The organism is Patulibacter brassicae, from assembly GCF_033949425.1.
In the GTDB taxonomy this organism is placed as follows: Bacteria; Actinomycetota; Thermoleophilia; order Solirubrobacterales; family Solirubrobacteraceae; genus Patulibacter; species Patulibacter brassicae.
On sequence record NZ_JAXAVX010000002.1, the window covers coordinates 509,864 to 524,150 of the forward strand.

Sequence of the window (14,287 nt, forward strand, 5' to 3'; positions counted from 1 at the left end):
CCGGGCCGCGGTCCCCGCCGCGGCCCGCCGGAGTACCCTCGGTCGTCCGTGATCGAGGCCCTCGTCGAGCAGATCAACGCCCGGTTCGCCGAGCTCGAGCAGCAGATCGTCGATCCCGAGGTCATCGGGGACCGGCAGCGCTACGCGGAGGTCGGGCGCGAGTACGCCCGGCTGAAGGACGCCCACGAGCTCGCCCAGGAGTGGGAGCGCGCGACCGACGACGCCGCCGGCGCGCGCGAGCTGCTCGAGGAGGGCGACGACGACGCCGAGGTCCGGCAGCTCCTGGAGACCGCGCGGGAGCGGATCGGCGAGCTCGAGGAGGAGATCCGGCTGGCGATGGTCGAGCCGGACCCCTACGACGAGCGCGACGTCATCGTCGAGATCCAGGGCGGGGCGGGCGGCGAGGAGGCCGGCCTCTGGGCGGGAGACGTGTACCGGATGCTCGTGAAGTTCGCCGAGCGTCGCGGGTTCACGGCCGAGCCGCTGCAGGTCTCCGACGGCAAGTACACGTTCGCCGTGAAGGGCGACGGCGCCTACTCCGTCTTCAAGTGGGAGGGCGGGACCCACCGCGTCCAGCGCGTCCCCGCGACGGAGTCGCAGGGGCGGATCCACACCTCGACCTGCACGGTGGCGGTGCTGCCGGAGGCCGAGGACGTCGACGTGCGGATCGACCAGAACGACCTGCAGATCGACGTCTTCCGCTCCGGTGGTCCGGGCGGGCAGTCGGTGAACACCACCGACTCCGCCGTGCGGATCACCCACAAGCCGACCGGCGTCGTCGTGTCGATGCAGGACGAGAAGTCGCAGCTGCAGAACCGCGAGAAGGCCATGCGCGTGCTGCGCGCCCGGCTGCAGGAGCGCGCGCTGGCCGAGCAGCGCGCCGAGCAGGCAGCGGCCCGCAGCGCGCAGGTCGGCACGGGCGACCGCGCCGAGAAGATCCGCACCTACAACTACGGCGAGCGGCGGGTCACCGACCATCGGGTGAAGGTCACCCTGTACTCGCTGGAGGCGGTGCTCGCGGGCGAGCTGGACGAGTTCACCGCCGCGCTGCAGGCCGACGAGAAGCGGCGCCTGCTCGAGCTGCAGGCCGCCGACGGGACGACCACCGGATCCTCGTGAGCGGACCGGCGCCGGGCGCGCGCCGCGCCGCGACCGATCCGCGCCCCGCCGCGCCGGAGACCCGCCTGGACGCGGTCCGGCGACTCGCCGCGCGCTTCGCCGCGGCCGGGATCGACGGACCGCGGCTCGACGCCGAGCTCCTCGTGGCCGAGGTCGTCGATCCCGGCCGTCCCGACCGCACCCGGCTCTTCCTCGACGGGCACGAGCCGCTGACCCCGTCCCAGGCGGCGACGCTCGCCGCGCTGGAGCGCCGCCGCGCCGACGAGCGCGCGCCCGTCGCCCACCTGCTCGGCACCCGCGGCTTCCGGCACGTCGACCTCGTCGTCGACGGACGCGTCCTCGTGCCGCGCCCCGAGACGGAGCTCCTCGTCGAGGTCGGCCTCGAGCTCCCGTCCGGGGCCGCGGTGCTCGACGTCGGGACGGGCAGCGGCGCCATCGCCCTCGCGCTCGCCGACGAGCGCCCGGACCTGCGGATCCACGCGACGGACGTCTCGCCGGACGCGCTCGCCGTCGCGCGCGAGAACGCGCGCCGGCTCGACCTCCCGGTGACGTTCCACGCGGGCGACCTGCTGGCGGGCCTCGACGCGGCCGCGATCGGCACGCCGCTGGCGGTGCTCTCCAACCCGCCGTACGTGCCCGACGGCGACCGGCCGTCGCTCATGCCCGAGGTCCGCGACCACGACCCGGCGCTGGCGCTCTTCGGGGGGCCGGACGGGCTCGACGTCGTCCGTCGCCTGGTGCCGGCGGCGACCGATGCCGGCGCCGCGCTGCTGGCGATCGAGATCGGGGCCGGGCAGGCGCCGGCGACCGCTGCGCTCCTCGAGGCCGCCGGCTGGCGCGACGTCGCGGTCCGCGACGACCTGGCCGGGATCGGTCGCGTCGTGCTCGGACGGCGCCCGTGAGCGCGCCGGTGCTGCCGCTGGACGCCGCGGCGATCGCGACCCTCACGGCGGCCACGCGCCGCGGGGACGTCGCGTGCTTCCCGGCCGACACGGTGTACGGCCTGGCGACCGACCCGGAGGACGCGGACGCGGTGGCGCGGATGGCGGCGCTGAAGGACCGCCCGCCCGGGAAGCCCGACGCCGTCATGTGCTGGTCGCTCGACGCGGCGCTCGAGGCGATCGGCCCGCAGCCGGACGGCATCGACCGCGCCCTGCGGGTGCTCCTGCCCGGACCGGTGGGCGTGCTCCTGCCCAACCCGGAGCGCCGGTTCGCCGCCGCCTGCGGGACCGACCCCACGACGCTCGGCCTGCGCGTCCCGCGGATCGCGAGCGGCCCCGTCGACGCCCCGCCGATCGCGCAGACGAGCGCGAACCGGGCGGGGGAGGCCGATCCCGTCCGGCTCGCCGACGTGCCGGCCGACGTCCGAGCGGGCTGCGCCGTCGTGCTCGACGGCGGGGCGCTCCCGGGGGTGGCGTCGACGATCGTCGACCTGCGCCCGCTCGCCGCGGGCGGTCGCTGGCGGATCGTCCGCGAGGGCGCGGTCCCGGCCGCCGCGATCGCGGCCCGCCTGGACGGCGCGACCCCGGGCGGAGCGGACACGGGCGCCGCCGGGCGGTAGCGTCCAGGCCATGCGGATCGTCGTCGGCTCGGACCACGCCGGGTTCGAGCTCAAGCAGCACGTGAAGTCGACCCTCGAGGCCGCCGGCCATGACGTCGTCGACGTCGGCACGACCTCGGCGGAGTCCACGGATTACCCGCCGTTCGCCGCGCAGGCGGCCCGAGCGGTCGCCGCCGGCGACGCGGAGCGCGGCGTCCTCGTCTGCGGATCCGGCAACGGCGTCACGATCACCGCGAACAAGATCGACGGGATCCGCGCCGTGAACGCGCACGACGCGGACGAGGCCACGATGGCCCGCCGCCACAACGGCATCAACGTCCTGGGCCTCTCGCAGGCGCGGGTCGCCGCCGACGACGCCGACGCGATCGTCGCGGCGTTCCTCGACACGGACTTCGACGGCGGGCGCCACGAGCGCCGGGTCGGCGAGATCGCCGACGTCGAGCGGGGCGGCGACGGCCGCCCGCCGGCGAGTGCCTGAGCGAGCGCCGTGCTGCCCGATCGCACGACGCTGCGCCGCGCCGCGGCCGCGATCGCCGCGACGCTGCTGTTGAGCCTCCTCTTCATCGGCTCCTACGTCGGCGCGCTGCACGACCCGCGCCCGACCGACGTCCCCGTCGCCGTGGCCGCGCAGGTCCCGGACGAGGTCGCCGCGGCGCTCGGGCGCGGTGGGGCGATCGAGGTCCGGCGCGTCGCCGACGCCGAGCAGGCGCGCCGCGCGATCGATCGCCGCGACGCCTACGGGGCGCTCGTGGCGGGCCGGCGCGGACTGGAGCTCGTCACCGCCCCGGCGGCCTCGGTCGCCGTCGCCCAGCTGCTGCGCGCCGAGCTGCCGCCGCAGCTGCGGCAGGCGGGCGCGACCGTCCGCACCACCGAGGTCCACGCGCTGCCCACGGGCGATCCGCGGGGGCTCGTCTCGTTCTACCTCGCGATCGGCCTCGTGCTCGCCGGGTACCTCGGGGCCGCGCTGCTGGGCCTCGCGCTCGGCACGGAGCTCGGGCTGCGGCAGACCGGGCGACGCCTGCTGGCGATCGGGGTGCTCGCGGTCCTCGGGGGCCTGCTCGGCACCGCGGTCGCGTCCGCGATCGGCGGGGGAGGGGCGTTCGGTCTCTGCGCCCTCGCCGGCGCGCTGACCGTCGCCGCCGTCGGCGCCGCGACCGTCGCCTTCCAGCGGCTGCTCGGCTTCGTGGGCACCGGGGTGTCGATCCTCCTCTTCGTCATCCTGGGCAACCCGGCCGCGGGTGGCGCGGCGCCACCGGAGCTCCTTCCCGAGCCGTGGCGCGCGGTCGGCCAGCTGCTGCCCAACGGCGCGGCGACGACGGCGATCCACGACGCCCGCTACTTCCCCGACGCGTCGCTCGCCGGTCCGCTGCTCGTGCTCGTCGCGTGGACCGCGGTGGCCGTGGCCGTCGCGCTGCTGCTGGGTCGCCGCGGACGGGCGCTGAGCCCGGAGCAGGAGCAGGCCGCGGCCGCCGCCGCGGCCGGGGTCTGAGCCGGGACGTTCGCTAGCATCGATCGGGTCGCGACTGGCGCCTGCAGGGTGGAACCGACCACCGGGGAGCGACACGAGCACCGCCGCGCGCCTGGGCACCCCGCCGCCACCCCGATCCACCGAGGAGACGCCCGTGTCCGACCTGCCCGCCGACTTCTTCAACGCCTCGCTCGCCGAGCTCGACCCCGAGGTCGCGGAGGCCGTCGGCGCCGAGCTGCGCCGCCAGCAGGACACGCTGGAGATGATCGCCTCGGAGAACTTCGTCCCGCGCGCGGTCCTCGAGTGCCAGGGCTCGGTGCTCACGAACAAGTACGCCGAGGGCTACCCGGGCAAGCGCTACTACGGCGGCTGCGAGCACGTCGACGTCATCGAGACGCTGGCGATCGAGCGCGCCAAGGCGCTCTTCGGCGCCGACCACGCGAACGTCCAGCCGCACGCCGGCGCGCAGGCCAACAACGCCGTCTACCACGCGCTCCTGCAGCCGGGCGACCGGATCATGGGGCTCTCGCTGGCTCACGGCGGGCACCTGAGCCACGGGATGAAGCTCAACGTCTCGGGACGGCTCTACGACATCGTCGCCTACGAGGTCGACCGCGAGACCTCCCGGATCGACATGGACGAGGTCGCCCGCCTCGCCCGCGAGACCCGCCCGAAGCTCATCGTCGCCGGCTGGTCGGCGTACCCGCGCCACCTCGACTTCCCGCGCTTCCGCGAGATCGCCGACGAGGTCGGCGCGCTGCTCTTCGTCGACATGGCGCACTTCGCGGGCCTCGTCGCCGCGGGGCTGCACCCGTCCCCGGTGCCCTACGCCGACGTCGTCTCCACGACGGTCCACAAGACCCTCGGCGGCCCGCGGTCGGGGATCATCCTCTGCCGCGAGGAGCACGCGAAGACGATCAACTCCGCGGTCTTCCCCGGCCAGCAGGGCGGCCCGCTGGAGCACGTCATCGCGGCGAAGGCCGTCGCGCTGAAGATCGCCGCCAGCGCCGAGTTCCGCGAGCGTCAGGAGCGGACCGTCGACGGCGCGCGCGCGATCGCCGACCAGCTCCTGCAGCGCTCGGACGCCGGCTTCGACGTCCTGACCGGCGGCACCGACGTCCACCTCGTGCTCGTCGACCTGCGCGAGACCGACCTCGACGGCCAGCAGGCCGAGGACCGCCTCCACGAGGTCGGGATCACGGTCAACCGCAACGCGGTCCCGTTCGACCCGCGTCCGCCGATGGTCACCTCCGGCCTGCGCGTCGGCACCCCGGCGCTCGCCACCCGCGGCCTCGGCGCCGAGGACTTCCGCGAGGTCGGCGACATCATCGCGACGGCGCTCACCGGCGATGCGACGGCCTTCGGCGCCGCGCAGGGCGACCTCGCCGAGCGCGTCCGCGCCATCGCGACGCGCTATCCGCTCTACGCCCAGCTCGGCTGAGCGCCCTGCGACGCGGCCGCCGGCCCGGCGCGGGCCGGCGCGGTCGCGCCGGGCGTCGGGCCCGCGGGCCGAAGGCCCTCCAGGGGAAGGGCCCTAAGCTGTCGCACCGATGACGTGGCGCGATCCGCTCGTGGCGCTGCTGGTCGGCTTCGCCGTCGCAGCGGCGCTGACGCCGCTGGTCGGGCGGCTCGCACGAGCCGTCGGCGCCGTCGACCGGCCGCGCGGACGCGGCGTCGCGGCCGGCGGCACGCCGCTGCTCGGCGGGCTGGCGATCGCGGCCGGCGTCGCGATCGGCATGCTCGTCGCGCTGCCGGACGCGTCGCGGATCAGCGAGGCGCAGATCGACAACCTCCACGCGCTGCTGCTCGGCGGCCTGGTGATCACCGTCGTCGGCGCGCTCGACGACCGCTTCGACCTCCACCCGCTGGCGAAGCTCGCCGGTCAGGTGCTCGCCGCGGCGATCCCGGTGTCGCAGGGCGTCGAGGTCGGCAACATCACGCTGCCGTTCCTCGGCGCGCTGGACTTCCACGGCTTCGGCGCCCCGCTCACGGTGCTCGGGTTCGTCGCGGTGATGAACGTCGTGAACCTCTCGGACGGCATCGACGGCCTCGCGGCCGGGGTCTGCGCGATCGCGGCGCTCGCGCTGGGGTTCGTGGCGTGGGACCTCGCGTCGGGCCAGCACGCGTCGATCCTCGCCGGGGCGGTCTGCGGCGCCGCGGTCGGGTTCCTCGTGCACAACTTCAACCCGGCGTCGATCTTCATGGGGGACACCGGGGCGATGCTCCTCGGGTACCTGCTGGCCGGCGTCGCGGTCGAGGGCTCGGTGAAGACGAACGCCGTGCTGGCCCTCGTGGTGCCGATGATGGTCCTCGCGGTGCCGTTCCTCGACACGACGTTCGTCGTGCTGAAGCGCCTGAAGGCGGGCCAGCCGATCTACACCGCCGACCAGAACCACTTCCACCACCGCCTGACCCGGATCGGCTTCAGCCAGCGACGGGTCGTGCTCTACCTCTACGCCTGGGCCGGCTCGCTGGCGATGGTCGCGGTGGCGCTGAAGTACGTGCCCTACAACGACGACCGCGACCACTACGACCCGCTCTGGACGAGCGTCGTCGGCGTCGTCGTGCTGGCCGTGCTCGCTTTCAGCGCGTACCTCGTCGTGCTGCTGGAGATCGTGAAGCTCCGCCGGCTGGACGCGCGGCGCCTCCGTCGCGCGAGCCCCGGGCTGAGCGACCGGGAGATCGACGAGGACGTCCGTCGCGCCCTGGAGACCGGCGAGATCGACGCGATCACCGACGACCACCCGACCGTCGGCCGCTGACGCGCGCGGGCCGATGCGTCACGCGTCGGCGTCGGTGCGTCCGTAGATCGCCCGCAGCCAGATGCCGTGGAGCGCGTCGACGACGGCGTCGAGCGAGACGTCCGCGCCGCGCGCGATCTGCTGGAAGAGCGCGCGCTCGACGCCCCACACGAGCGCGAACGCCGTCGCGTGGGGATCCGACGCCGTCGCCCGCCCGGCCGCCTGCTCGGCCTCGATCTGGCGGGCGGTCGCCGCGACGAAGCGCCCGATCAGCCCGCGCCACTCGTCGCCGACGCGCGGCTCCGCCGCCGCGACCTCGACGACGGCGCGCAGCAGCGGCCCGTGCGCGGAGAAGACGGCGGCGATCCGCCCGAGCGCCGTGCCGAGCGCGTCGGCGCCGGTGTCGTCGCCGGTGAACCACGGGCCGCCGGCGTCCAGCAGCTCGGTGGCGACGCTCGCCGTGAGCCGGTCGAGCACCTCGCGCTTGTCCCGGAAGTAGAAGTAGAACGCGGTCCGCGAGATGCCGGCCCGCTGGGCGAGCCGCTCCACGCCGATCTCCGCGTAGGGCACGTCCTCCTGCAGCAGCGCCTCGAGCGCCTGCACCACGTCGACCTGGACCTCCGAGCGGCGGCTCGAGCTCTCTGCGCGACGAGGGGCGGGCGGCACACCGCGAGGGTACCCGGCGCGCTCGCCGGCGCCGGCCGTCGATCCGGAGCGTCCGGAGCGGGGGAGGTGCGCCGCCCGGACAGCCGGGTGCGGTTCAGCCGCGGTTTAGGATCCACCCGGTGCTCGACGAGGTGCTGCTCCTCGCCGGGGTCCTGCTGGTCGCGGGGCTCGCGGCCTCGCTCCTGGCGGGACGCATGCGCGTCCCGGCCCTCGTCGTCTTCCTCCTGCTCGGGATGCTCGCCGGACCGGACGAGCTCGGGATCGTCGACACCCGCGACGCGGAGCTCATCCGCGACATCGGCCTCCTCTCGCTCGTCCTGATCCTCTTCGAGGGGGGCCTCGCGTCCGGCTTCCGCGAGATCCGCCCGGTGCTCCTGCCCGTCGCCACGCTCGCGACGCTCGGCGTCCTCATCACGGCGGCGGTCGTGGGGACCTTCGCCTACGTCCTGCTCGACGTCTCGTTCGAGCAGGGGCTGCTGCTCGGCGCGATCGTCGCCTCGACCGACGGCGCCGCGATCTTCGCGCTCCTCCGGGGGTCCACCCTGCGCAAGCGGCTGGCGCGGACCCTCGAGGGCGAGGCGGGCATGAACGACCCGGTGACCGCGCTGCTGGTCATCGGCCTCGTGAACCTCCAGACGAAGGACGGCTACACGGTCGTCGACCTCGTCCTGACGATGATCGGCGAGCTCGCGATCGACGCGGTGATCGGCACGCTCGTGGGGCTGCTCGCCGTCCAAGCGTTCCAGCGGGCGCGCCTGGCGAGCGAGGGCCTCTACCCCGTCGCGTCGCTGGCGGCCGCCTTCCTCGCCTACGGCGGTGCCACGACGCTCCACGGCTCGGGGCTCCTGGCGGCCTACCTGACCGGCCTCATCCTCGGCAGCGCGACGATCCAGGGCAAGCGCACGATCACCGCCTTCCACGACGGCATCGCCTGGGTCGCGCAGCTCGGGATGTTCCTCGCGCTCGGGCTGCTCGTCTCGCCGCACTCGCTCGACGACGTCTGGGTCGAGGCGCTCGTCATCACCGCCGCGCTGCTGCTCATCGGCCGGCCGCTGGCGATCTGCATCCTCCTCGGCCCGCAGGGCTTCCGGAAGAACGAGCAGCTCGCGCTCTCGTGGGCCGGCCTGCGCGGGGCCGTGCCGATCGTCTTCGCGACCTTCCCGGTGATCGCCGGGGTGCCGCGGGCGGAGGAGTTCCTGTCGATCGTGTTCTTCGTCGTGCTCCTCACGACGGTCCTGCAGGGCGTGACGTTCGAGGGGCTCGCCCATCGCCTCGGCGTCACGACGACCGAGCCCGCGCTCGACAAGCCGCTGGTGGAGGTCGCGACGGTGCGCCAGCTCGGCGCGGAGGTCGTCGAGGTCCGGGTCCGCGAGGGCGACGCGATGACCGGCGCGCGGGTGAAGGACCTCGGGCTGCCGCGCGAGGCGCTCGTGAGCCTCCTCGTGCGCGGGGACGAGGCGCTGCTGCCGCGCGGCTCCTCCCGGCTGGAGGTCGGCGACCGGCTCCACGTCCTCGCCCGCCGGGAGGTCGCCGGCGAGCTGCAGGCGCTCGTCGACCGCTGGCGGACGGGGCCGGTCGGGCCCGCGCTGCGTCCGACGAAGCGGCTCGTGGCGATCGCCCCGATCTTCCGCACCGGACCGTGGGACGCGCGGGACGGCGACCCGGGGGACCCGCCGACCGTCGGCGGCATCGAGGTCGTGGAGCAGCTGCGCCTGCGCCGCGACCGACCCGGGGCCCTCGTCGTCCTCGCCGACGGGCGCTACGCGGTCTCGGGCGCCGTGCTCCTCGTGGGCTCGCGCCGGTCGGTGCAGCGCGCGGCGCGCCACCGCCTCGCGCAGGCCGGCGACGACGCCGAGGCCGGGTGGTGGCAGGACGTCATCGGCGCCTGCGCCGCCTGACCGCCGCCCGAGGCGGGCGTCGCGGGGGAGGACGAGCGGCGGCGCGCCAAGCGGTGCGGCGTCGCACGAGCCCTCGTTCCGCCTGTCACGAGCGCAGGTGCCGGGGCGCACGATCCCCGATGGCTACTGACGATTCGCGCCCGGACCGCGTGGCACGCGCCCGCTCGGGTGCGTTATGGTGGCGGCCGCCGCCGTGGATCCGCTCGCCGGATCCGCCGCATCGCCGGTCCTACGACGATGTCGTCCCTCTCCTTCCCATCCGGTCGCCCGACCTCCGATGAGCCCTTCCGGTCCCACGCCGAGTCCCGCGACAGCGGGGATGCTCGTGCTGACCGGCCTGGTCCTCGGGGTCCTCGCCGGGCTCGGGGTCGGGTCGCTCGTCGATGCGACGGGTCCCGCGCTGGTCGTCGGGTCGCTCGTCGGCCTGACCGCCGGGGTCGTTGCGGTCATCGTCCGCTTCCGGGACCTTTGAGCTGAGCCTCGTGCCCGCGCTCCGCTTCCTCGACGTCGTCCTCGTCGTCCTCACCCTGCCGGTGATCCTGCTGCTCGGCGCCCCGGTCGGCGGATGCCTCATCGGCGCCGGCGTCTGGGTCGCCCAGCGCGCGATCGCCGAGCTCGCGGTCCGCAAGGCCCAGAGCATCGGCGACGTCCGCTCGGCGGTGAAGATCAACGTCGCCGCGCTGCTCGGTCGCGCCTGGCTCGTCACCGTCGGCGTCGTCGTCGCCGGTGTCGGCATCGGCGACGACCACGGCGCCGCCGCCGCCCTGACCGTGCTGGCCGCCTTCACGGCCTACCTCGCCCTGTCGCTCGTCAGCCGCGCCGCCGATGGCGGCACGCCGACGAGCTCCACGCCTCCCGGAGGGTCCGCCCACCCATGAGCACCCGCGCCAAGGTCTTCACCGGCCTCGGGGTCTACGTCGTCCTCATCATCGGCTTCCTCGCGGCCTTCGGCGGCGAGCGGCCGGAGGAGTCCTCGTTCAAGCCGCAGAACGAGTTCAAGCTCGACGACTGGGTCGACCTCGGCGTCTTCTCGATCAACAAGGCGGTCCTCTACGTGATCATCGCCGGCGTCCTGACGGTCGTCACGATGATGTGGATCGCCAAGCGGATGCAGGCGCGGCCGAACCGCGTGCAGACCGCCGTCGAGCTGCTCTTCACGCTCATGCGCGACACCATCACGCGCGGCAACATGGACCCGAAGATGGCGGCGAAGTGGTTCCCGTTCATCGGGGCCCTCTTCCTCTTCATCTGGTACTCGAACCTCATCGGCTACATCCCGCTGCCGACGAACACCGAGCACCACATCAAGGGCACCGAGATCCCGTCCTTCGCGCTCTACGCGGCGACGGCGAACCTCTCGATCCCGCTGACCCTCGCGATCGTGGTGTTCCTCTCGTACACGATCGAGGGCGTCCGCGCCAAGGGCCCGATCGGGTACCTGAAGAGCCTCGTCCCGTCCGGGGTGAAGGGCGGCATGGCCGGCTTCATCTTCGTGCTGGAGCTCTTCTCCAACATCATGCGGCTCATGTCGCTCTCGGTGCGACTCTTCGCCAACATCCTGGCGGGCCACCTCATCATCCTCTTCATGGCCGGCGGTCTCGCCGTCCTCCTCGGCACCGCGGCCCTCGGCATCATCACGCTGCCGGCGGGCATCGCCCTCTTCCTCTTCGAGGTGGGCCTGATCGCGACGCTGCAGGCCTTCATCTTCGCCACCTTGACCGCCATCTACCTCGGCTCGGCCGTCGCCGACGACCACTGATCCCCGAGAGATCTCAGAAGGAGCACACCCCGTGGACCTCTCCATCATCACCACCCTCGCCCAGTCCGCCGCCGAGCTCGAGGGCACCTCGGCGGACGCCGGCAAGGCCATCGCGCTTGGTCTCGGCGGCGGTCTCGGCGCTGCGGGCGCCGGCGTCGGCATCGGCTACATCTTCGGCAAGATGATCGAGTCCGTCGCCCGTCAGCCCGAGCTGCGCGACGAGCTCACCGGCATCCAGTGGCTGGGCTTCGCCCTCACGGAGGCCTGCGTCTTCTACGGCCTCGTGGCCGGCCTCCTCGCCTTCTTCCTGTAGGCCGAGCAGCCCCGCCCCTGTCCACCCCGACTGTCTGAGGAGCCGATGAGCGCCATCGCCACCCTTCCCTCGGTCCTCGCCGCATCCGCCGGTGAGGATGAGGGCGGGAGCTTCCTGGTCAGCCCGGATCTCGGCCTGATGCTGTGGACCCTCCTGGTCTTCGGCATCTCGATGTTCCTGCTGTCCAAGTTCGCCTTCCCGAGGATCGCCACCGCGCTCGACGAGCGCCAGCGGAAGATCACCGACTCGATCGACGCTGCCGAGCGCGAGCGCGCGGAGGCCGAGCAGCTGGCCGCCGACTACCGCGAGCAGCTGCAGAAGGCCCGTGCCGAGAGCGAGGAGATCATCGCCCGCGCTCGCCGGTCCGCCGACCAGCACCTCGCGGACTCCAAGGAGGCCGCGAAGAAGCAGCGCGAGGAGATCCTCGACCAGGCCAAGAGCGACATCGCGGCGGAGACCCGTCGCGCCGTCGGCGAGCTGCGCGAGCAGGTCGCGACCCTGACCGTCGAGGCCACCGCCAAGGTCACGCGCAAGTCGCTGACCGACGACGAGCAGCGCCGCCTGCTCGACGAGGCGCTCGGCGAGATCGACTTCTCGCAGCTGACGACCGAGGGCGGCCGGTAGCGCGATGGAGGAGATCGCCCGCGTCTACGCCCGATCGCTGTTCGAGGTCGCCCGGGAGAAGGGCAACCTCGACGCGGTCGCCGACCAGCTCGGTCAGATCGACGACGCCTTCGCGGAGTCGCGCGACCTGCGCGTGTACTTCTTCTCGCCGTACTTCTCGACGGCGGAGAAGCGGGACGCGCTGGGCAAGGTCGTCGTGGACGCCGAGCCGATCCTGGTGAACCTGCTCGACGTCCTCGTCGAGAACCACCGCCTGCCGGCGCTGCCGCGTCTGCGTCGGGCCTTCGACGCGCTCTGGCGCGAGGAGCGCAAGCTCCTCCCCGTCCAGATCACCAGCGCCGTCCCGCTCGACGACGAGGCCGCGCGCCGGATCGGCGACGAGATCGGGCGCCGCACCGGTCGGCAGATCGAGCTCTCGACGGAGGTCGACCCCGGCCTCGTCGGCGGCATGACCCTCCGCGTCGGCAACCAGATCCTCGACGCCTCGATCCGCAACCGCCTCGAGTCGCTCCGCCGCCAGGTCGCGGCCGGCTGACCGCCCGCGACCTCCACCTGAAGCCTTTCCAAGGACCGCACGTTCCATGCAGATCAAGCCCGACGAGATCACCAGCATCCTCAAGAGCCGCATCGAGGGCCTCGACGCCGGCACGGCCGAGCTGAACGAGGTCGGCACCGTGCTGTCGGTCTCCGACGGCATCGCCCGCATCCACGGCCTCGAGAACGCCGTCTCCTTCGAGCAGCTCGAGCTGCCGCACGGCGTCACCGGCCTCGCGCTCAACCTCGACGCCGACAACGTCGGCGCCGTGCTGTTCGGCGATTGGCAGCGGGTCGTCGAGGGCGACACCGTCAAGCGCACCGGCAAGCAGCTCGAGATCCCGGTCGGCGACGCGCTGCTCGGGCGCATCGTCACGCCGCTCGGCGTGCCGGTCGACGGCAAGGGCCCGATCGAGTCGACGGAGACCCGTCCGCTCGAGATCAAGGCGCCGGGCATCATCGAGCGTCAGCCGGTCGGCGAGCCGCTGCAGACCGGCATCAAGGCGATCGACGCCATGATCCCGATCGGCCGCGGCCAGCGCGAGCTGATCATCGGCGACCGCCAGACGGGCAAGACCTCGATCGCGGTCGACACGATCATCAACAACAAGGACGCGGGCGTCATCAGCGTCTACGTCGCGATCGGCCAGCGCATGGCGACGGTCGTCAACCTCGCCCAGGTCCTCGCCGAGAACGGCGCCCTGGACTCGACGATCATCGTCGCCGCCGGCGCCGACGAGGCCGCGCCGATCAAGTACATCGCCCCGTACGCCGGTGCCGCGATGGCGGAGTACTTCGTCTACAAGGGCGGCCACACCCTGGCCGTCTACGACGACCTCACGAAGCACGCCTTCGCCTACCGCCAGATGTCGCTGCTGCTCCGCCGCCCGCCGGGCCGCGAGGCGTACCCGGGCGACGTCTTCTACCTGCACTCGCGCCTGCTGGAGCGCGCGGTGAAGCTCTCCGACGCCGAGGGCGCGGGCTCGATGACGGCGCTGCCGATCATCGAGACGCAGGCCGGCGACGTGTCGGCCTACATCCCGACGAACGTCATCTCGATCACCGACGGCCAGATCTTCCTCGAGCCGAAGCTCTTCTACTCCGGCGTGCGCCCGGCCATCAACGTCGGCATCTCGGTGTCCCGCGTCGGCGGCGACGCCCAGATCAAGCCGATGAAGAAGGTCGCCGGCCGGATCAAGCTCGAGCTCTCCCAGTTCCGCGACCTCGAGGCCTTCGCGCAGTTCGGCTCGGACCTCGACGCCGACACGCGCCGCACCCTGGCCCGCGGCGAGCGCCTCGTGCGCACGCTGAACCAGGGCGAGCGCTCGCCGGTCCCGGTCGAGGACCAGGTCATCCAGATCTACGCGGCCACGAACGGCTACGTCGACCGGATCTCGACCGACCGCGTCGAGGAGTTCCACCTGCGCCTGATCGAGACCGCCCGCTCCGAGATCTCCGAGCTGCGCTCGAAGATCGCCGGGGGCGACTGGTCCGACGAGACCGTGGCCGCCGTCGACGCCTTCGTGAAGAAGTTCGCCGAGGACGACTTCGGGTACGACCTGGACGAGAACGGCGAGCCGCTCGAGTCCGCCGCGGCGGCCTGA

At 73.5% G+C, this 14,287-nt stretch carries 16 protein-coding genes and 1 riboswitch; of the genes, 15 read left to right on the forward strand and 1 reads right to left on the reverse strand.

Annotated features, from left to right (window positions below):
- Nucleotides 1-48 precede the first annotated feature (48 nt).
- The 7 genes from prfA (at nucleotide 49) to SK069_RS07465 (ending at nucleotide 6,910) form a co-directional block, all read left to right on the forward strand.
- Nucleotides 49-1,119 carry a peptide chain release factor 1 gene (gene prfA / locus SK069_RS07435; RefSeq protein ID WP_319953566.1) on the forward strand — a complete coding sequence of 357 codons (1,071 nt, stop codon included), beginning with the start codon at nucleotides 49-51 and terminating at the stop codon, nucleotides 1,117-1,119.
- Nucleotides 1,116-2,021 (forward strand): peptide chain release factor N(5)-glutamine methyltransferase, encoded by a 906-nt coding sequence (prmC, locus tag SK069_RS07440; protein ID WP_319953567.1) that lies wholly within the window; start codon nucleotides 1,116-1,118, stop codon nucleotides 2,019-2,021. Before prfA ends, prmC begins: the two co-directional genes overlap by 4 nt.
- Nucleotides 2,018-2,680 carry an L-threonylcarbamoyladenylate synthase gene (locus SK069_RS07445; RefSeq protein ID WP_319953568.1) on the forward strand — a complete coding sequence of 221 codons (663 nt, stop codon included), beginning with the start codon at nucleotides 2,018-2,020 and terminating at the stop codon, nucleotides 2,678-2,680. Before prmC ends, SK069_RS07445 begins: the two co-directional genes overlap by 4 nt.
- 10 nt (nucleotides 2,681-2,690) lie before the next feature.
- Nucleotides 2,691-3,158: a ribose 5-phosphate isomerase B gene (gene rpiB / locus SK069_RS07450; protein WP_319953569.1), complete on the forward strand. Its 468-nt coding sequence runs from the start codon at nucleotides 2,691-2,693 to the stop codon at nucleotides 3,156-3,158.
- A gap of 9 nt (nucleotides 3,159-3,167) precedes the next feature.
- Nucleotides 3,168-4,169, forward strand: a complete 1,002-nt coding sequence (locus SK069_RS07455; RefSeq protein WP_319953570.1) for a hypothetical protein — start codon at nucleotides 3,168-3,170, stop codon at nucleotides 4,167-4,169.
- A 20-nt stretch (nucleotides 4,170-4,189) separates the two neighbouring features.
- A riboswitch (ZMP/ZTP riboswitch) is annotated at nucleotides 4,190-4,273 on the forward strand.
- 29 nt (nucleotides 4,274-4,302) lie between these two features.
- Nucleotides 4,303-5,589, forward strand: coding sequence for a serine hydroxymethyltransferase (gene glyA / locus SK069_RS07460; protein ID WP_319953571.1), 1,287 nt, complete (start codon nucleotides 4,303-4,305; stop codon nucleotides 5,587-5,589).
- 109 nt (nucleotides 5,590-5,698) lie between these two features.
- Nucleotides 5,699-6,910: a glycosyltransferase family 4 protein gene (locus tag SK069_RS07465; protein ID WP_319953572.1), complete on the forward strand. Its 1,212-nt coding sequence runs from the start codon at nucleotides 5,699-5,701 to the stop codon at nucleotides 6,908-6,910.
- Between the two features lie 18 nt (nucleotides 6,911-6,928).
- On the opposite strand, the gene SK069_RS07470 is transcribed toward SK069_RS07465, so the two are convergent.
- Nucleotides 6,929-7,555 (reverse strand): TetR/AcrR family transcriptional regulator, encoded by a 627-nt coding sequence (locus tag SK069_RS07470; protein ID WP_319953573.1) that lies wholly within the window; start codon nucleotides 7,553-7,555, stop codon nucleotides 6,929-6,931.
- A 119-nt stretch (nucleotides 7,556-7,674) separates the two neighbouring features.
- On the opposite strand from SK069_RS07470, the gene SK069_RS07475 reads away from it, so the two are divergent.
- From SK069_RS07475 to atpA, 8 genes are all read left to right on the forward strand, one after another.
- Entirely contained in the window at nucleotides 7,675-9,453 is a 1,779-nt protein-coding gene (locus SK069_RS07475) for a potassium/proton antiporter (RefSeq protein WP_319953574.1), read from the forward strand.
- 319 nt (nucleotides 9,454-9,772) lie between these two features.
- Nucleotides 9,773-9,925 carry a hypothetical protein gene (locus SK069_RS07480; protein ID WP_319953575.1) on the forward strand — a complete coding sequence of 51 codons (153 nt, stop codon included), beginning with the start codon at nucleotides 9,773-9,775 and terminating at the stop codon, nucleotides 9,923-9,925.
- Between the two features lie 10 nt (nucleotides 9,926-9,935).
- Nucleotides 9,936-10,331, forward strand: a complete 396-nt coding sequence (locus SK069_RS07485; RefSeq protein WP_319953576.1) for a hypothetical protein — start codon at nucleotides 9,936-9,938, stop codon at nucleotides 10,329-10,331.
- Nucleotides 10,328-11,212, forward strand: coding sequence for a F0F1 ATP synthase subunit A (gene atpB / locus SK069_RS07490; protein ID WP_319953577.1), 885 nt, complete (start codon nucleotides 10,328-10,330; stop codon nucleotides 11,210-11,212). The genes SK069_RS07485 and atpB overlap by 4 nt, the downstream gene beginning before the upstream one ends.
- Before the next feature lie 31 nt (nucleotides 11,213-11,243).
- The gene (atpE, locus tag SK069_RS07495; RefSeq protein ID WP_406628258.1) at nucleotides 11,244-11,525 is read left to right on the forward strand and encodes an ATP synthase F0 subunit C; all 282 of its coding nucleotides are present in this window, start codon (nucleotides 11,244-11,246) and stop codon (nucleotides 11,523-11,525) included.
- A 45-nt stretch (nucleotides 11,526-11,570) separates the two neighbouring features.
- Nucleotides 11,571-12,149 carry a F0F1 ATP synthase subunit B gene (gene atpF / locus SK069_RS07500; RefSeq protein WP_319953578.1) on the forward strand — a complete coding sequence of 193 codons (579 nt, stop codon included), beginning with the start codon at nucleotides 11,571-11,573 and terminating at the stop codon, nucleotides 12,147-12,149.
- Nucleotides 12,150-12,153: 4 nt separating this feature from the next.
- Nucleotides 12,154-12,684 carry an ATP synthase F1 subunit delta gene (gene atpH / locus SK069_RS07505; protein ID WP_319953579.1) on the forward strand — a complete coding sequence of 177 codons (531 nt, stop codon included), beginning with the start codon at nucleotides 12,154-12,156 and terminating at the stop codon, nucleotides 12,682-12,684.
- Nucleotides 12,685-12,730: 46 nt separating this feature from the next.
- Nucleotides 12,731-14,287, forward strand: coding sequence for a F0F1 ATP synthase subunit alpha (gene atpA, locus SK069_RS07510; protein WP_319953580.1), 1,557 nt, complete (start codon nucleotides 12,731-12,733; stop codon nucleotides 14,285-14,287).

Bases quoted from the DNA above. Each gene is read 5' to 3' on its own strand.
- atpF (WP_319953578.1), top strand. From the start codon at position 11,571: ATGAGCGCCATCGCCACCCTTCCCTCGGTCCTCGCCGCATCCGCCGGT.
- atpA (WP_319953580.1), top strand. From the start codon at position 12,731: ATGCAGATCAAGCCCGACGAGATCACCAGCATCCTCAAGAGCCGCATC.
- SK069_RS07465 (WP_319953572.1), top strand. From the start codon at position 5,699: ATGACGTGGCGCGATCCGCTCGTGGCGCTGCTGGTCGGCTTCGCCGTC.
- rpiB (WP_319953569.1), top strand. From the start codon at position 2,691: ATGCGGATCGTCGTCGGCTCGGACCACGCCGGGTTCGAGCTCAAGCAG.
- SK069_RS07480 (WP_319953575.1), top strand. From the start codon at position 9,773: ATGCTCGTGCTGACCGGCCTGGTCCTCGGGGTCCTCGCCGGGCTCGGG.
- atpH (WP_319953579.1), top strand. From the start codon at position 12,154: ATGGAGGAGATCGCCCGCGTCTACGCCCGATCGCTGTTCGAGGTCGCC.
- atpB (WP_319953577.1), top strand. From the start codon at position 10,328: ATGAGCACCCGCGCCAAGGTCTTCACCGGCCTCGGGGTCTACGTCGTC.